The following is a 16,582-nucleotide window of genomic DNA, read 5'->3' as shown; positions in this document are numbered from 1 at the left end:
AGAAATTGTGACGTTTCGGCACTCGAGGCCGAGCGCGGGCCTAGCGCCGCAGCGTCAGCTCGCCGCCGCTGACCTCATAGCCGCTGAGCCGTCCGAGAAAGGTCATGCCGAGCAGCGAGCGGGGCATCGGCGCCTCGTTGACCGAGGCGCGGACATTGGCCAGCCGGATCGGGCCGATGACGATCTCGCCGAGGCGGACCGGGGCGCCGCGCACCGTTCCGTTCGCGGTGTGGAAGACCTGCGTATAGGCGAGGCGGTCCGGGTCGAACCCCAGGCGGCGCGCGTCGTCGGGGCTCAGCACGACCTCGCTGGCTCCGGTGTCGACGAGGAACAGCACGGCCACGCCGTCGACCATCGCCTCGGCATGGAAATGGCCGTCGTCCCGCGCGCGGAAGCTGATCGCCCCGTCGCCGACCGCCACGCCGCGTTGCGGCATGAGTTCGCCCATCAGCCGGCTCTGCAGTTCGGGCAGCAGGTCCCGATAGCTGTAGACGATCACCAGCCCCATTCCGATCGCGATCCAGACCGCCGCGTGGCGCAGCGTCGTCCCGGGCCGCGCCCGGGCGTGCAGCAACACGCTACCCCCAAGAACCGTCAGCAACAGCAGCAGATAAACCAGCCGCGCCTGCGAGGTTGTATCGTCGAGGGCGCCCGGAAACCGGTCAACGAGAAAGACGACGAGGGCAAGGAACGCCGCGCCCGCCAGGGCGAACAAAATCCAGCCGGGCCGCCTCATCGGCGCTCCTGCGGACATCGGATCGGGTGGCGGCGGCGGATCATTGTGTGCGCATTATAGCAGCGATGCCGCTCCGGCGCAGCCGCAGGGCGATTTCGGTAATGTCTCGGTTTGAACTTCGCCTCCGACCCGAAGCGTTCGTCGCTGCACCGCATGTCCGAACACATATGCCGATGCGATGTCGATGTGAAAGAGCAACTTTCCGGTTGCCATTACCATTTCCTCCTGTCATGGTACCTGCAACCAGGAGGTTGCGTTATGACGGATCGTATCGAGAAGAGCATCGAATTGAAGGCCTCTATTGAACGGGTTTGGCGTGCGCTGACCGATCACAACGAGTTCGGCGAATGGTTCCGGGTGAAGCTGGACGGGCCCTTCGTTCCGGGGGAGATCTCACGCGGCCACATCACCTATCCTGGCTACGAGCACGTTAAGTGGGAGGCGATCATCAAACAGATGGAGGCTCCGCGATACTTCGCCTTCACATGGCATCCCTATGCGGTCGATCCCGACGTCGATTACTCTCGAGAAGCGCCCACGCTCGTTGAATTCCGGCTCGAGCCGACGCCCAACGGCACGCGGTTGATCGTCATCGAGTCCGGCTTCGATGCCCTGCCGAGTCATCGGCGGCCGGATGCTTTGCGCATGAACGAAGACGGATGGGCGGAGCAGATGAAGAACATCCAAGCCCATGTCGAGCCATAAAGCCCAAGCCTCCAAGTTGGATCCCGCACCGATCTTCGCGGCCCTTGGAGACCGGACCCGTCTCTCGCTCCTGACGAAGCTGAGCGATGGGCAAACACGATCGATCGCAAAGCTTTCGGCGGATACGAAGCTCACGAGGCAGGCCATCACCAAGCACCTTCGCGTGCTGGAAAATGCGGGGTTGGTGCGAAGCAGTCGAGTCGGTCGCGAAAGCCGATTCGCCTTCCGGCCCGAGCCGATTGCCGAGGTCAGGTCGTATCTGGATGAGGTTTCGGAGCAGTGGGACGACGCCCTGTCGCGACTTCGTGCCTTCGTCGAGCGGTGATCGAGCAAACGCCTGCGTCCCGTCGGAATCGTGGGATACTCTGCCAAGTCATGGCGACACGGAGGACGTCTCGATGAAGCTCACCGATTTCAAGGTCCTGACCTTCGACTGCTACGGCACGCTGATCGACTGGGAGAGCGGGATGGTCGAGGCGCTGGTGCCGCTGACTCGCCGGGTCGAGGGCTCCCGCGGCCGCCCACTCTCGCGCGACGAGATTCTGGAGGCGCATGCCCGCCACGAATCGGCGCAGCAACGCTGGACCCCGACCCGGCGCTACAGTGATCTCCTGGCCGTCGTCTACAAACGCCTGGCCGAGGAATGGGGCGTCACAGTCGGCTGGGACGAGGCCCAGGTCTATGGCCGGTCCGTCAAGGACTGGCCGACCTTCGCGGATTCCGCAGCGGCGCTGCAGTACCTGAAGCAGCATTACAGGCTCGCCATCCTCTCGAATGTCGACAATGAGAGCTTCGCCTTCAGCAATGCGAAGCTGCAGGTGGCGTTCGACGCGATCTATACCGCGGAGGACATCGGCAGCTACAAGCCGTCGCCGCGCAATTTCGACTATATGCTGGAAAAGCTCGGGAGCTTGGGCGTGGAAAAGCGCGAGATCCTGCACACGGCGGAGAGCCTGTTCCACGACCATGAGCCGGCGGCGCAGGCTGGTCTCGCTGCCTGCTGGATCCATCGCCGCCACGCGCAGGGCGGTTTCGGCGCCACCATGAGGCCGGCGACGGAGCCGAAGGTCGATTTCCGTTTCACCAGCATGGCCGAGATGGTGAAGGCGCATGAGGAAGCGCTGCGGGGCTGATCGGACAGGCTTCTCAAAGCGACTCCCGCTCAGTCTGAAAGGGCCTTGCTGGAAGACTTTTTCAACATTATTGGCATATCACCGTCGCGTCCGAGCCTTAGCATAACGGGTGAAGTTACCCGACAGGCGACCGAGGGAAAGACGATGTGCAGATTTATCACGGCGAGGTCGAGCCTGCTCGTTGCCGCTTTGATGCTGGTGGCGGGGTGCGAAGGGCCCGAGGGCGGTGCCTCCGCGCCGACCGCGCAAAGCGCGCCGGCTTCCGATGCACAACCGTTCTTCGTCGGCCGGTGGGCGGCGACCGAAGCCATGTGCGGCGATGCGGCCTGGAGCTTTACTCCGGACGGTCTCAGCACGCCGGGCGAGGTCTCATGCACCTTCAGTCAAGTGACGGCGACGCCGGAGGGCTATGATATCGCCGCCACCTGCTGGGCCGAGGGCCCGCCCGAGCCCGAACACATCCAGCTGTCCTATGCCGAGTCGGCCCGCGCCATGCTGGTCGAGGGCGGGCCGTTCAACCCGGTGGGGCTGGTCGCATGTGACGGCCAGCAGCCGTAACGTCCATCACTTCGGCTTCGGCGCCGCGCAATAGGCCGTAAGCCGTTCCCGGCATTCCGCTCCGATCAGGTCATCGACTAACGGGCGATCAAATCCTCTGCGTCTCGCTGAAGAAGGCAAGCGCCTCGAAAGTATCGAACATGCATCAGCATCATCCTCTTGCCATCGAAACCTCCGGCCTCGTCAAATGCTTTGGCACCAACCGCGCGGTTGACGGGATCGATCTCCAGGTCCGTCAGGGCAGCATCTACGGCCTGCTCGGGCCCAATGGAGCCGGTAAGACCACCACGGTCCGGCTGCTCGCAACCCTTCTGCGCCCTGACGCCGGTAAGGCGATCGTGCTCGGCCGCGATGTGGTCCGGGAGCCCGATGAGATTCGCCGCCAGATCAGTCTCACCGGGCAATTCGCGTCGATAGACGAGGACCTGACCGGCTATGAGAATCTGGTGCTTCTGGCACGCCTCCTCGGATTCTCGCGGTCGCAGTCGAAAGCGCGGGCGGGCGAGCTTTTGGATGCGTTCGACCTCGAGGATGCCAGCCGTCGCCAGGCGAAGACCTACTCGGGCGGCATGCGGCGCCGGCTCGACATCGCCGCGAGCATCATCAGCACGCCGGACCTGTTGTTTCTGGACGAGCCGACGACCGGCCTCGATCCGCGAAGCCGGGGACAGGTGTGGGAGCTCATCCGCATGCTTGTCGCGGGCGGCACGACGGTCCTGTTGACGACGCAATATCTGGAGGAGGCCGACCAGCTTGCCGACCGCATCGCCGTCATCGACCGCGGCTCCGTCATCGCCGAGGGCACGAGCACCGAGCTCAAGGCGTCCATCGGCAGCGGCGTTCTCCACGTCAGGCTCAGCGACCCGGCCCAGCGTGACGCGGCCCGACAGCTCCTGGCCGAACGGCTCGGGGCCTTGGTGCATCTCGAAGGCGACCCAAGAGCCCTCGCGGCACAGGTCTCGGACCCGGACAGAGTGGCGGCGGCCCTGGTCGCTCTTTCGGCAAGCGGCATCGCGGTTTCCGACTTCTCGCTCGGGCAGCCGAGCCTGGACGAAGTCTTCTTCGCCCTGACCGGCCACGCCGCCGCATCGGCGGACCAATCTCCGGAGAGCGCGCTATGAACATGACCAGCAACCCGCGGCGGAGCGACGTCGATCAGACCCTGCGTAAGACTCTGGCCGCGCGTCATGCGCCAACGAGCCCGGGTGCCGTCGCCAATGCACTGACCTTCGGTTGGCGGGCGCTGCTCAAGATCAAGCACATGCCGGAGCAGCTGTTCGATGTGATCGTCACGCCGATCATGTTCACCGTGATGTTCACCTACTTGTTCGGCGGTGCGCTTGCCGGCTCGACCGACGCATATCTGCAGTTCCTGCTGCCGGGCATTCTCGTGCAGACCGTGACCTTCACGTCGATCTATACCGGCTTCACGCTTAACGGCGATATCTCCAAGGGCGTCTTCGACCGCTTCCGCTCGATGCCGATCTGGAAGCCCGCGCCCATCGTCGGCGCCATGGTCGGCGACACCGTCCGCTATACGGTTTCGTCGCTGATCGTCGTCGCCGTCGGCTTCATCATGGGCTTCCGCGCCGAGACCGGCGCTTCCGGCATCGTCCTGTCGATCCTTCTGCTCGATCTCTTCGCTTTCGGTATCGGCTGGATCTTCACCACCTTGGCCCTGACGGTCCGCACGCCCTCTACGGTGATGACCCTGAGCTGGCTGGTGCTGATGCCTTTGACCTTCGCCTCCAACATCTTCGTCGACCCGGCGACCATGCCGGGCTGGCTGCAGGCCATCGTCGGCGTCAATCCGGTCGCGCTGCTGGTGACCGCCGTTCGCGGCATCATGTCCGGCACGGTAACCGCGGGCGAGATTGGGTTCGCGCTCCTGGCGCCCGCCCTCGTCACCGCCATCTGCGCGCCGGTGGCGATGTATCTCTACGGCCGCGAGCGCTGAAGGCGAGAGCGGTGGCCCGCCACCTTGGCGCGATTACCGCAGAACTCCATGCTGCACCAGCGCCGCGTATGATTTTTGCTCGTGTCATAGAAATAGATCTGACAGCGCTCGCTGGCGCATCGCCGTAGGAGCATCGGATCGGCCGTCGCCATGAAACGCGCGAAGTCCTCGGCGACCCGCGCGAGGACGCTTCTCGGCCCGGTCACGACCGGTTTCGATCCGATCTGCCACGTCCCCTCCGTTCGCTTGAGCGAGAGCACGGCCGGGTGATCGCCTAGGAGCTTGTTTATCTGGTCCAGCAACGGTGATCCGGGGGTCTGGCCATTCGTCAGATCACCGACCGCCTTGCGCAGTTCGGCGCGCAGGGCAAGCGCCTCCTCAAAGACTGCGTCAGGGTGAAATCGCTCGGGTGCGGCATTCTCAAGAACATGACCTTCACCTCGGTCGATGAGCTTAGCCTCACGCCCCCATCGCATGAATGCATCGAAGCCTGTCAGGAGTTCGATTTTGTCGTCGCCGTTGCTGAGCTCCGTATTGACGAAGTCGAGCCAAGCGGCATTGCCCAGAAACGGGAACGGAACCGTCATTGTGCCTCCATTTCGCCCTCTCAACTAACCTCTAAAACGGCCATTGACAAGTTAGCGTCCTAATGTAACCGTTTATATATAGTTTGAAAGGTTACTCGCGCTCGTTGGTGAGACGGGTAGGAAGAAGGGAGATTCCGATGTCGCCACTTGGATCCAGACGGTACTTGCGTCAGCACTGGCTCACCTCGGGGCTTCTCGCACTCGGCGCGATCGCCGCTTCGTCGTCTGCGTCTCTTTCGGCCGCTGCCTCCGAAGACGTTACGTACAAGACAGTGGGCGTAGACGGGCTCAAACTGTTCTACCGGGAAGCGGGGCCGCCAAACGCACCGACCGTGCTGTTACTGCACGGCTTTCCGACCTCCTCGCATATGTTCCGCGACCTCATCCCGAAACTGGCGGTCAGATATCACGTGGTCGCACCAGACTACCCAGGATACGGTTTCAGCGATGCGCCACCGGTCGAACAGTTCACCTACAGCTTCGATCGGCTGACCGACGTGATCGAGCGATTTACGGAGAAGCTCGGCCTCACTCGGTACAGTCTCTACATGCAGGATTTCGGTGGGCCCGTGGGGTTCCGCTTGGCGACCCGACATCCCGACCGGGTGGAGGCACTCATAATTCAGAATGCCGTCGCGCATCTCGAGGGGCTCTCCGACGGCTTCGAACCGGCAAGAGCGTTCTGGAAGAACCGGAACGCCGAAACCGAGAAGCCCATGCGCGATCTTCTCACGATCGAGACGACAAAATTTCAATATCTGCACGGCGCCAGCCGGCCGGAACGGGTGAGTCCGGACAGCTGGACATTGGATCAGGCTCTGCTCGACCGGCCGGGCAACGCCGAAATCCAGCTGGCGTTGCTCTATGACTATCGGAACAATCCGCCTCGCTACGAAGACTGGCAAGCGTATCTGCGTGACCGACGCCCGCCCACACTGGTCGTCTGGGGCAGGAACGATCCGTTCTTTACGGTGGCCGGCGCCAATGCCTACAAGCGCGACGTGCCGGAAGCGGAGCTGCATGTCTTCGATGGAGGCCACTTCGTGCTCGAGGAGTACTCGACGGAGATCGCAACTCTCATCAAGACCTTCCTAGGGACACACCTCCCCGCACGCGCAAAGTGACCGCTTCCGTGATTCCGATTCGGGCGGCACCTCTGGGGTGTCGCCCGATGCTCCTCGGTCGACAAGATGGTCATCGGTAACTTAGGTGAGCTGGCGCGTCGCCGCCGCGTGAGGGTTTGCCCTCGCACGTCGACGCGGATGGTCCCAGGCGCGCAATACCGTGCGGGATGCGCTATCCGAGTCCGGCGGCTCGCGCGATCAGAAACAACCCTGCTCCGACGGCGACGGCCCCGGTGGCTCGGGCAACACGCTCACCGGCCGGTGCGAGACGCTCGACGGTGATAGCTGCTGCCACGACGGCCATCGCGCGAAGGTCCATGACCCCGATGACCAGGAGGATCGCTATCAGGCCGGCACAGCAGTAGCCGCAGTGGAGGCCAAGGCGCAGGCCAAGGCGCCGGGCCGTGCCGGCGTCCGCCGGCAACCTACGGTCGCGGCCCGGCACCTCCCGGCAGCAGGCAAGGTGGTGTGCCTTCCACGCTGTGAACTGGAGCGCGCCAACGACACCCGCGACTTGGCTCACCGCTTGTCGTACTCGTCGTGGCGGCGCCACCAAATTTCTTCGAGCCCGTCCTCGTTCCTGCCCCACGGTGCGAGGTCGAGGAAACGGTAAGTCCCCATCAAGGCTTCGGTGCCACGGGCGTAGGTGGAGTAGGTGTGGTGGACAGCGCCGTTCTGAAGCGCGAAGACGCTCATACCCTCCTTCTGCGGCTCGGCCTTGTCGACATGCCGGTAGTTGTAGTCGGCGCCGTTTCTCTGCTGCTCCTCGGTGAAGGCAACGCCGAAGTCGTAGTTGAAGTCGCTCCCGAGCGACGAAACCCACGGGAATCTCCAGCCCATTTGCCGCTTGTAGTCCTGGAGCTCCTGCAACGGGGCGATCGACGCACAAACGAGGGTAATGTCGCGGCCGTTCAAGTGAGGGATCACACCGTCGAAGTGATCGGCGATAAGGGAGCATCCGGTGCATCCCCGGCGCTCATCGGTGAGCCGGAATCCGTAGCCGAACATGAAGTGGTAGACGAGGAGCTGCGAGCGCCCTCGGAAGAGGTCTGTCAGCGAGGCGCTCCCCTCGTCGGTCTCGAACTGATACTCCTTATCGATCCGAACCCATGGCAGTTCCTGCCGTCGCTGCGCCAGCTCGTCGCTGCGCCGCGTAAGCTCCTTCTCCGCCGCGAGCAGATCGAGCCGCGCCGCCAGCCACTCTTCACGTGTCCCGGTCATGTGTCTCGACATCGTTCTTCTCTCCTTTTGGGTGTCCTTCGTCGTTCGTTCCGTTCTCAATACGACTTGCTGGTTGGTGGTCGTGAGATAGATTGGCGCCGAATATCGAACGGTGGGAGTGACAAGTGTGGCGCGTTTCCGATGGACTCCCTGATCACGGCCGCGGCGCGTGCGCTGGCCGCAGGTGATCCCCTCGGCGCGCTGAACCGGGTCGCCTTGCGCGACGACGCACCTGCGCTCGCGCTTCGAGGCATCGCGATGGCGCAGCTTGGCGATCTCGATCGGGCGAAGGCTCTCCTGCGACGTGCGGCGCGCGCCTTTGGTCCGAAAGAGGCCGTGGCCCGCGCGCGCTGCGTCGTCGCCGAGGCCGAGATCGCGCTCGTCTCGCGCGACCTGGGCTGGCCTGCGAAGGCGCTCGACGCGGCGCGGGCGACGCTCGAAGAGCGCGGCGATCGGGTGAACGCCGCGCATGCGCGGTATCTCGAGGTCCGGCGCCTCCTCCTGATCGGGCGCCTCAACGAGGCCGAGCATATGCTCGCCGAGCTCGACCCCGCGCCCTTTCCGCCCGCGTCGAGGACCGCCCACGAGCTGGTGGTTGCGGGGATCGCGATGCGACGCCTCCGAACGAAGGCGGCGCGCAATGCGCTCGCTCGGGCCGAGCGCGCCGCGCGCCAGGCGGGCATCCCTGCGCTGACGGCGGAGGTCGAATGCGCATCCCTCGTCCTGAACACGCCCGCGGCGCGCCTGATTGCGCGTGGCGAGGAGCGACTCCTCCTGCTCGAGGAGGTTGAAGCATTATTGGCATCGAAAGCGCTCGTCGTGGACGCGTGCCGTAATGTCGTGCGTGATGCAGGCACGGTGGTCTCGCTCGCAAGGCGTCCGGTGTTGTTCGCGCTCGCAAGCGCGCTGGGCGAAGCGTGGCCCGGAGACGTGCCGAGGGGCACGCTCGTCGCGCGGGCATTCGGAGCGAAGCTCGCCGATGAATCGCATCGCGCACGGTTGCGGGTCGAGGTCGGGCGGCTTCGCACGGAACTTCGGACGCTGGCCGACGTGAACGCGACGAAGCGAGGATTTGCGCTGGTGCCGCGCCGCGCAGGCGAGGTCGTCGTGCTGGCGCCGCCCGTCGAAGAGAAGCATGCGGCGGTGCTCGCCTTCCTCGCCGATGGTGAGTCCTGGTCAAGCTCGGCCCTGGCGCTCGCGCTTGGCGCCAGCCAGCGCACCGTGCAGCGGGCACTCGACTCGCTTGCGGCAGCAGGCAGGGTGCAGTCGTTTGGTCGCGGGCGCGCGCGTCGTTGGATGACCCCGCCCGTGCCGGGATTCCCGACGACTTTGTTACTCCCCGTTCCCCCTACCGGGTGACTAGGATGGAAGCATGAATCGAAGCAATTAGGGTGGAAGCATGAATCGATCAGCGGCCGAAATTATCCGTGAGTATGGCCCCTTTCCGGGTGTCGACGGCGTGCATGGGGTCACCTATGACGGTCAGCGAGTCTGGTTTGCTGCCGGAGACAAGCTGAACGCCCTCGATCCGGCGAGCGGGAAGACGCTGCGCTCGATCGATGTCGCCGCGCATGCAGGAACAGCCTTCGACGGCCAGCACCTGTTTCAGATCGCCGAGGATCGCATCCAGAAGATCGATCCGAAGACCGGCCGTGTGCTGGCCACGATCCCGGCGCCGGGCGGCGGTGACTCGGGGCTCGCATGGGCCGAAGGGACGCTCTGGGTGGGGCAGTATCGGGACCGGAAGATCCATCAAATCGATCCACAAACAGGGGCGATTCTTCGCACCATCGAGTCCAACCGCTTCGTCACCGGGGTCACCTGGGTCGACGGCGGGCTCTGGCACGGCACCTGGGAAGGTGACGAGTGCGATTTGAGGCGAGTCGATCCCCGAACGGGAGAGGTCCTGGAGAGGCTCGATATGCCGCCCGGAGTGGGCGTGTCGGGCCTCGAGTCCGATGGCGGCGATCAGTTCTTCTGCGGAGGCGGAAGGAGCGGGAAGGTGAGAGCCGTCCGCCGGCCCAAACGAGTCTCCGCGGCGGGCAGCGGCTCCGAGACCCCCGTCGACTCCACGAGCAAGTAGTCGAAGCGCCCCTCGCGGGCGGCAAGCCGCTGAGTTGACCATCGCCTGGATCAACCGGCGGCAGATCGCACTCGATACCGGCGTTCCCCGCGTAAGCGTCCGGCAGTGGTTCGCCTGCAAACCGTCAACTGCGTGAGGAACGACGTCGCCAAGGCGGCGCGCCGGTTCCTTTGATGAAATCGACCGAGCGCACCAGCCAGTATGTCGGGGGAGAGGTCCCAACATACTGGCTGGTTAGGCGTTAACAGATCGCCAGGTTCCACATATTGGGCTAGTGGCCCGGTCCTTCCTGCGGTCCTTTCCCCGGCCCTTTCATTGACCTACGCCATTCCGAACTGCTAGCTTTCACTCTATGAGCACGCGGCTCCATCACCTCCTCGGTACGCGAATTAGCGGCCGGGCGTCCTTTGGGCGTCCGGATTTTGCTGTTCGTCCTGCCGATCTCACGATGGAGCCTGCGTGCCATGTCTCAATCTTCCGGGTCTCAACCCTCCCGATTTTCGTCGCGAACCGCCGGCGCTGACACCCAGCCTGCGCCGACCTACTGCTTCTCCGTCCAAGCCGCCGCCGAGCCGGGCGTAATGCCCCGGGTGCTGGAGCTGTTCGCCAAGCGCAATCTGGTGCCGAGCAAGTGGCACAGCGCCGTGGTCGGCGCCGCCGGTGACGAACTGCAGATCGACATCCAGATGACGGGATTGGCGCCGGAGCAGGGCGAATACATCGCCCAATGCCTGCGGCAGATCATGCCCGTCGCCTGCGTGCTGACGACGGTGAAGGCCGTGGAGCCCGACGAGCGCCGCTACGACCGCATCGCGTAGCGACCGCACGGGAGCCGGCGGCGCCGGACTGCCCCGATCGCGGCATTTGCCCTGTCGCTTTCGCCTTTGCATGGGGTTAATTTCGCGCTTGTCGAAGACGGCCCCCCATGGGCAGCATGGGGGCGGTACCCCAGAAACCGGCAGCGGGTGCAGTTATGAGCAGCGACCCAGCCAGTCCCCCGGGCATTTTCATCGGCAAGGGCGACGCACCGCAGCATCTGCTGCTGAAGCGTGCCAACCGGCACGGGCTGATCGCCGGGGCGACGGGCACCGGCAAGACGGTGTCGCTGCAGGTCCTTGCCGAGGGGTTCTCGCGGCAGGGCGTCCCCGTCTTTCTCGCCGACATCAAGGGCGACCTGTCGGGGATCAGCCAGCCGGGGGCGGCCAATCCGAAGCTGCTCGAGCGGGCGGCGGCAATCGGCCTGCAGGACTACGAATTCGAGGCGCCGCCGACCGTCTTCTGGGATCTCTTCGGCAAACAGGGCCATCCGATCCGCACGACAGTCTCCGAGATGGGGCCGCTCCTGCTGTCGCGCCTGCTCGATCTCAACGACACGCAGGAGGGCGTCCTCAACATCGCCTTCAAGCTCGCCGACGACGAGGGCATGCTGCTGCTCGACCTCAAGGATCTGCGGGCCATCCTCAACTTCGTCGGCGAGAATGCGGGCGAGCTCACCAGCGAATACGGCAACATCAGCAAGGCGTCCGTCGGCGCGATCCAGCGCGACCTTCTGGTGCTCGAGCAGCAGGGCGCGGAACATGTCTTCGGCGAGCCGGCGCTCGTTCTCAACGACCTGATCAAGACCGCCCCGGACGGTCGTGGCATCGTCAACCTGTTGGCGGCGGACGAGCTGATGCAGCGCCCCCGGCTCTACGCCACCTTCCTCCTGTGGCTGCTGTCGGAGCTGTTCGAGGAGCTGCCCGAGGTCGGCGATCCGGACAAGCCGCGGCTCGTCTTCTTCTTCGACGAGGCGCACCTCCTGTTCGACGACGCGCCGGAGGCGATGCTGGACAAGGTGGAGCAGGTGGTGCGCCTAATCCGCTCCAAGGGCGTCGGAGTCTATTTCATCACCCAGAACCCGATCGATGTACCGGATACGGTGCTCGGCCAGCTCGGCAACCGGATCCAGCACGCGTTGCGCGCCTTCACGCCGCGCGAGCAGAAGGCGGTCCGGGCGGCGGCGGAGACATTCCGACCCAATCCCGCCTTCGATGCGATCGACGTGATTCCGGTGCTCGGCGTCGGCGAGGCGCTGGTCTCGACGCTCGACGCCAAGGGCGTTCCGGGCGTGGTCGACCGCACCCTGATCCGGCCGCCGGCCTCGCGGATCGGCCCCGCCACCCCGGCGGAGCGGCAGGCCGCGATCGCGCAAAGCCCGCTCGCCGGACGCTACGACAAGCCGGCGGACCGCGAGTCGGCTTATGAGATTCTCAAGGCCCGGGCCGAGCAGGCGGCGAAGCGCGAGCCTGAAGAGCAGAAGAGCCGCCGAGGATCGGCGTCGTTCGGCCGGCAGGGTTTCGGCGAGGCCCTGACGAAAAGCGTGCTGCGCAGCCTCGGCAGCCGCCTGGGGCGCGAGATCGCGCGGACCATTCTGGGCACGCTACGGAAAGGCTGAGGAGGAAACGTGGGATGAGCCTCGTCGATCGAATCCGGATCTGCAACCGGCGCGACATGACGCATTTTCGCCCGTTCCTGATCGATGACGCGCGGGTCGGCTGGGTCAAGCATGCCTTCGCCGAGCGCCTCGCGGATTTTCCGGCCGTGTTCACGGTCGGCGGCGATTCCGTGCGGCTGGCGGCGAATCTCGACAGTTTCGAGATACGCAGCCGGGCGGTGCAGGACGTGCTCGACCGGCTTCGGTCGGAGGGGATGTTCGACGGCTGGCGGGGCGAGGAGTACCCGATTTCGACCGCGTTTCCGGAGAAGCCCCTGATGACGATGGAGCGGGCCGCTGTCGCCGCGTTCGGCGTGCGGACCTACGGGATCCACGTGAACGGCTATGTCGAGACCGAGGAGGGGCTGCGGCTCTGGGTTGCCCGCCGGGCGAAGGACAAGGCGACCGCGCCGGGCAAGCTCGACCATCTCGTCGCCGGCGGTCAGCCCTTCGGCATCAGCTTGCGCGACAATCTGGTCAAGGAGGGGGCCGAGGAGGCAAGCCTGCCGGAACCCGTCATGCGGACCGCGCAGTCGGTCGGCGTCTTCGCCTATCGGATGGAGACGGAGGAGGGCCTCCGCGACGACCTGATCTTCAACTACGACCTGCGGCTGCCGGCGGACTTCACGCCGCGCAACACCGACGGCGAAATCGACGAATTCTTCCTCTGGCCGATCGAGCAGGTCCGGCGGGTCATGGCCGAGACCGAGGACTTCAAGTTCAACGTCGCGCCCGTCAACATCGATTTCCTGGTGCGGCACGGCATCCTCGCGCCCGAGGACCCGGACTACCTGGAAATCCTCGCCGCGCTGCATGCGAGCGGTGTCTAGAGTACGATCCGATCAGGTTGGTCAACCTGATCGGTAAATCGTCCTCTACTTCACATGATTAGAGACTGATTCACCGATCACATCGGTTCGATGTGATCGGATCAGGCTCTGACGGATGGTCACATCAGCCCGCTGACCTCCGCAGCCTCCATCACCTCGATCGTGCCGTCCCAGATCATCGAGGCCGCGATGTAGAGGATGACGGCGAGACCGATATAGGCGATCCAGTGATGGCGCTGAAGCAGCCGGGCAATGAAGGTCGCTGCGACCGCCATGAAGGCGACCGAAAGCGCGAGGCCGACGATCAGCACCCAGGTGTGCTCGCGCGCCGCGCCCGCGACCGCGAGCACGTTGTCGAGCGACATCGACACGTCGGCAATGACGATCTGTACCACGGCCTGACGGAAGCTTTTCGGTGGCGCCTTGACGTTCCCGCCGGCCTCCGCCGTTCCGTCGGCGTCGAGATTCGCCACGGCCGCGCGTTCCTTCCGCTGTGACTGGATCTCGCGCCAGAGTTTCCAGCAGACCCAGAGGAGCAGAAGCCCGCCGGCCAGAAGCAGCCCGATGATCTGCAGCAGTTGCGCGGTGATGAGGGCGAAGGTGACGCGCATCAGCGTCGCGGCGACGATGCCGATCATGATCACGCGCGCCCGCATCGCCGGCGGCAGCCCGGCGGCCACCATGCCGACAACGATCGCGTTGTCGCCGGCGAGCACCAGATCGACCATGATGACCTGGAGCAGCGCGGAGAGTTCGGAGGCGGATATCATTCCAGCGCCATATCGGTTAGAGGCGAGAGTCGGGGAAGCCCGCCATCGCGCGTACCTCCGCCGGCGTCCTGCCGGACGCACGCAGCGCGCGCAATGTCTCGGCCTTGTCCCGCTTGGCGAGGCGCTGGCCATCCCGAGCGGTGAGAAGCCGATGATGACAGTAGGCCGGTGGCCGCAGGTCGAGAAGCGCCTGCAGGACGCGCTGAACATGCGTGGCGTGAAAAAGGTCCCGGCCCCGGGTCACCAGGGTCACGCCCTGCAGATGGTCGTCGACGGTCACGGCCAAGTGATAGCTTGCCGCGATATCCTTGCGCGCCAGAACGATATCGCCGAGCAGCAGCGGGTCGACCGGCACGGTCCCGACTTCCGCCTCTTCCCAGGCGAGCGCGCCCACGTGCCTTGCCGCCTGCGCTGCATCAAGCCGCAGGGCATAGGCGCCGCCATTCGCGATCTGCTCCCGCCGCTCGGCCGGCGAAAGGGCGCGGCAGGTGCCCGGATAGAGCGGGCCGTCGGGCCCGTGCGGCGCCCGATCGGCGGCGGCGACCTCATCCTGAATCGCCTTGCGGGTGCAGAAGCAGGGATAGAGGACGCCCAGGCCGTCGAGCCGGTCGAGGGCAGCGGCGTAGTCGGCCATATGATCCGACTGACGCCGCACCGGCCGCTCCCAATCGAGGCCGAGCCAGGCGAGATCCTCGAAGATGGCCTCTTCGAACTCGGGGCGGCAGCGGCCGGCGTCGATGTCTTCGATCCGCAGCAGGAACCGTCCGCCGGCCGGCCTCGCAGCATGCCACCCGGTCAGCGCCGAAAAGGCGTGACCGAGATGCAGATAGCCAGTAGGGCTGGGGGCGAAGCGGGTGGCGATCATGCTCCGGATGACATCGCAACGGCGGCATGCCGCACCGCGCCGCGGTCGCGACGAAATGCGGGGGAAACTGGCAGGTGAGAATGGCGGCAGGGGAATTCAAGGGCAAGCGTCTGCAGCGGGCGCTCGACGAATTGGCGGCGGCCGACGCCGACTTCGCTCGCACGATACCGCTTGTCGGCGCCTTGCCGTCGCGGGCGCGAACGGCCGGCTTCGGCTCGCTGCTCAACATCATCGTCGCACAGCAGGTTTCGACCGCCTCGGCGCGGGCGATCTGGGCGCGGCTCGAAGCCGCGACCGACCCGCTGACGCCGGACCGCTTTCTCGCGCTCGACGAGCCGGCACTCAAGGCGATCGGTCTCAGCCGGCAGAAGATGGCCTATGGCCGCGCTCTGGCGGCAGATCTCGTCGAGGGCCGCCTCGATCTCGACGCGCTCGCCGACCTGACGGACGAGGAGGCGATCGCCGCGTTGGTGAAGGCAAAGGGCGTCGGGCGCTGGACGGCGGAGGTCTATTTGCTGTTCTGCCTCAACCGTCCCGATGTGCTGCCGGCCGACGACCTCGCTTTGCTGATCGCGGCGCAGCGGCTGAAAGGGCTAGCTGCCCGGCCGAGCGCCGCACAGTTCCGTGTGCTTGCCGAGCCCTGGCGGCCATGGCGCAGCATCGCCGCGCGGCTGCTCTGGCAGCTCTATCGGCAGCCGCCGTTGGAGGCCGGGTAACTCCGCAGAGCACTGGCCCCGGAGTGCGGAATTCGATAAAAGGGCGTCTCACCATCATCATGAATGCAGGGAGCGACGATGCCCGGCCCTCTTGAACTCTCCGGACCCGGCCATCCGCCGGCCGATGGCGGCTCGGCGCGTCAGCTCGTCGTTCTGCTGCATGGCTATGGCGCCGACGGGAACGACCTGATCAGCCTCGCGCCGCATTGGGCGCGCTTGCTGCCCGGTGCGGCCTTCGTGTCGCCGCATGCACCCTTTCCTTGCGAGATGGGACCTTACGGCCGCCAATGGTTCGGCTTCGAGAACCGCGATCCGGCGGCGCTGCTGGCCGGCGCGCAGGCGGCGGCGGGCATTCTCGACGGATTCATCGATGCCGAGCTCGCGCGGCTGGGGCTCGACGCATCGCGGCTGGCGCTCGTCGGGTTTTCGCAAGGCGCGATGATGGCGCTGCATGTGGCGCTGCGCCGTCCGCAGCCGGTCGCCGCGGTGGTCGGCTATTCCGGAGCGCTGGTCGCGCCGGAGCGTCTCGCCGCCGAGATCACCGCGCGACCGCCGGTGCTGCTGATCCACGGCGACGCCGATCAGGTGGTGCCCTATCGGGCGCTGGCCGCGGCACGTCAGGTTCTGGAGGCGGCAGGCGTTCCGGTCACCGCGGAAACCCGTCCCGGCCTGCCGCACGGCATCGACGAGGCCGGCTTGACCTCCGGCGGCCGCTTTCTGGCCAAGGCCTTCGGTGTGGAGGGTGACTGATAGGGGTGCCAGTGCCCGATATGACAGCACTGTGAAGATTGGACCGGATTACCTACCAAATCTTGTGTTTTGAC

General features: G+C 65.5%; 20 protein-coding genes and 1 pseudogene. 14 read left to right on the top strand and 7 right to left on the bottom strand.

Going from position 1 to position 16,582, the window contains the following annotated elements; all coding sequences use genetic code 11:
* Positions 1-40: 40 nt before the first annotated feature.
* Entirely contained in the window at positions 41-736 is a 696-nt protein-coding gene (locus DT069_RS16515; protein WP_162913246.1) for a retropepsin-like aspartic protease family protein, read from the bottom strand.
* Positions 737-847: 111 nt separating this feature from the next.
* Between DT069_RS16515 and DT069_RS16510 the strand changes: the two genes are divergently transcribed.
* The 6 genes from DT069_RS16510 to DT069_RS16485 all read left to right on the top strand — a co-directional run bounded on the left by DT069_RS16510 (position 848) and on the right by DT069_RS16485 (position 5,089).
* Positions 848-1,441: an SRPBCC family protein gene (locus tag DT069_RS16510; RefSeq protein ID WP_425450306.1), complete on the top strand. Its 594-nt coding sequence runs from the start codon at positions 848-850 to the stop codon at positions 1,439-1,441.
* On the top strand, positions 1,428-1,766 hold the full coding sequence (locus DT069_RS16505) for an ArsR/SmtB family transcription factor (RefSeq protein WP_119461408.1): 339 nt from the start codon (positions 1,428-1,430) through the stop codon (positions 1,764-1,766). Before DT069_RS16510 ends, DT069_RS16505 begins: the two co-directional genes overlap by 14 nt.
* A gap of 73 nt (positions 1,767-1,839) precedes the next feature.
* Positions 1,840-2,574, top strand: coding sequence for a haloacid dehalogenase type II (locus DT069_RS16500; RefSeq protein WP_119461407.1), 735 nt, complete (start codon positions 1,840-1,842; stop codon positions 2,572-2,574).
* 144 nt (positions 2,575-2,718) lie between these two features.
* Positions 2,719-3,132, top strand: coding sequence for a hypothetical protein (locus tag DT069_RS16495; protein WP_119461406.1), 414 nt, complete (start codon positions 2,719-2,721; stop codon positions 3,130-3,132).
* 140 nt (positions 3,133-3,272) lie between these two features.
* Positions 3,273-4,253 (top strand): ATP-binding cassette domain-containing protein, encoded by a 981-nt coding sequence (locus tag DT069_RS16490; RefSeq protein WP_119461405.1) that lies wholly within the window; start codon positions 3,273-3,275, stop codon positions 4,251-4,253.
* Positions 4,250-5,089: an ABC transporter permease gene (locus DT069_RS16485; RefSeq protein ID WP_425450305.1), complete on the top strand. Its 840-nt coding sequence runs from the start codon at positions 4,250-4,252 to the stop codon at positions 5,087-5,089. Before DT069_RS16490 ends, DT069_RS16485 begins: the two co-directional genes overlap by 4 nt.
* On the opposite strand, the gene DT069_RS16480 is transcribed toward DT069_RS16485, so the two are convergent.
* Entirely contained in the window at positions 5,071-5,676 is a 606-nt protein-coding gene (locus tag DT069_RS16480; protein WP_119461404.1) for a CGNR zinc finger domain-containing protein, read from the bottom strand. The two genes, DT069_RS16485 and DT069_RS16480, sit on opposite strands and share 19 nt — an antisense overlap.
* Before the next feature lie 137 nt (positions 5,677-5,813).
* On the opposite strand from DT069_RS16480, the gene DT069_RS16475 reads away from it, so the two are divergent.
* The gene (locus tag DT069_RS16475) at positions 5,814-6,800 is read left to right on the top strand and encodes an alpha/beta fold hydrolase (RefSeq protein WP_119461403.1); all 987 of its coding nucleotides are present in this window, start codon (positions 5,814-5,816) and stop codon (positions 6,798-6,800) included.
* Between the two features lie 172 nt (positions 6,801-6,972).
* On the opposite strand, the gene DT069_RS16470 is transcribed toward DT069_RS16475, so the two are convergent.
* Together DT069_RS16470 and DT069_RS16465 are read right to left on the bottom strand one after the other, a co-directional pair.
* Positions 6,973-7,323, bottom strand: coding sequence for a copper chaperone (locus tag DT069_RS16470; protein WP_425450304.1), 351 nt, complete (start codon positions 7,321-7,323; stop codon positions 6,973-6,975).
* Positions 7,320-8,033 carry a DUF899 domain-containing protein gene (locus tag DT069_RS16465; protein ID WP_119461401.1) on the bottom strand — a complete coding sequence of 238 codons (714 nt, stop codon included), beginning with the start codon at positions 8,031-8,033 and terminating at the stop codon, positions 7,320-7,322. The genes DT069_RS16470 and DT069_RS16465 overlap by 4 nt, the downstream gene beginning before the upstream one ends.
* 129 nt (positions 8,034-8,162) lie before the next feature.
* Between DT069_RS16465 and DT069_RS16460 the strand changes: the two genes are divergently transcribed.
* Both DT069_RS16460 and DT069_RS16455 read left to right on the top strand, forming a co-directional pair.
* A complete protein-coding gene (locus DT069_RS16460) occupies positions 8,163-9,380 on the top strand; it encodes a helix-turn-helix domain-containing protein (RefSeq protein ID WP_119461400.1) in 1,218 nt (405 codons plus the stop codon).
* Positions 9,381-9,420: 40 nt separating this feature from the next.
* Positions 9,421-10,026, top strand: a pseudogene (locus DT069_RS16455) (Vgb family protein); the annotation flags it as partial.
* On the opposite strand, the gene DT069_RS25000 reads toward DT069_RS16455, so the two are convergent.
* Positions 9,990-10,094 carry a hypothetical protein gene (locus DT069_RS25000; protein ID WP_425450327.1) on the bottom strand — a complete coding sequence of 35 codons (105 nt, stop codon included), beginning with the start codon at positions 10,092-10,094 and terminating at the stop codon, positions 9,990-9,992. The pseudogene DT069_RS16455 and the gene DT069_RS25000 overlap by 37 nt on opposite strands.
* A gap of 474 nt (positions 10,095-10,568) precedes the next feature.
* Here DT069_RS25000 and DT069_RS16450 point away from each other — a divergent pair, with 474 nt between their 5' ends.
* From DT069_RS16450 to DT069_RS16440, 3 genes are all read left to right on the top strand, one after another.
* Positions 10,569-10,922: a hypothetical protein gene (locus DT069_RS16450; RefSeq protein ID WP_425450303.1), complete on the top strand. Its 354-nt coding sequence runs from the start codon at positions 10,569-10,571 to the stop codon at positions 10,920-10,922.
* Between the two features lie 155 nt (positions 10,923-11,077).
* Positions 11,078-12,538 carry a helicase HerA-like domain-containing protein gene (locus DT069_RS16445; protein WP_119461398.1) on the top strand — a complete coding sequence of 487 codons (1,461 nt, stop codon included), beginning with the start codon at positions 11,078-11,080 and terminating at the stop codon, positions 12,536-12,538.
* 14 nt (positions 12,539-12,552) lie between these two features.
* On the top strand, positions 12,553-13,407 hold the full coding sequence (locus tag DT069_RS16440; RefSeq protein ID WP_119461397.1) for a DUF4743 domain-containing protein: 855 nt from the start codon (positions 12,553-12,555) through the stop codon (positions 13,405-13,407).
* A gap of 119 nt (positions 13,408-13,526) precedes the next feature.
* On the opposite strand, the gene DT069_RS16435 is transcribed toward DT069_RS16440, so the two are convergent.
* On the bottom strand, positions 13,527-14,177 hold the full coding sequence (locus DT069_RS16435; RefSeq protein ID WP_119461396.1) for a YjbE family putative metal transport protein: 651 nt from the start codon (positions 14,175-14,177) through the stop codon (positions 13,527-13,529).
* 16 nt (positions 14,178-14,193) lie between these two features.
* The gene (gene gluQRS / locus DT069_RS16430; protein ID WP_119461395.1) at positions 14,194-15,042 is read right to left on the bottom strand and encodes a tRNA glutamyl-Q(34) synthetase GluQRS; all 849 of its coding nucleotides are present in this window, start codon (positions 15,040-15,042) and stop codon (positions 14,194-14,196) included.
* Between the two features lie 80 nt (positions 15,043-15,122).
* Between gluQRS and DT069_RS16425 the strand changes: the two genes are divergently transcribed.
* Both DT069_RS16425 and DT069_RS16420 read left to right on the top strand, forming a co-directional pair.
* A complete protein-coding gene (locus DT069_RS16425; RefSeq protein WP_119461504.1) occupies positions 15,123-15,758 on the top strand; it encodes a DNA-3-methyladenine glycosylase family protein in 636 nt (211 codons plus the stop codon).
* Positions 15,759-15,836: 78 nt separating this feature from the next.
* Entirely contained in the window at positions 15,837-16,508 is a 672-nt protein-coding gene (locus DT069_RS16420) for an alpha/beta hydrolase (protein WP_119461503.1), read from the top strand.
* Positions 16,509-16,582 lie beyond the last annotated feature (74 nt).

The organism is Virgifigura deserti (assembly GCA_003576685.1).
GTDB lineage: Bacteria > Pseudomonadota > Alphaproteobacteria > Dongiales > Dongiaceae > Virgifigura > Virgifigura deserti.
The sequence above is the reverse complement of the archived record's forward strand: the minus strand, read 5'-3'. Positions and strand labels throughout refer to the sequence as shown.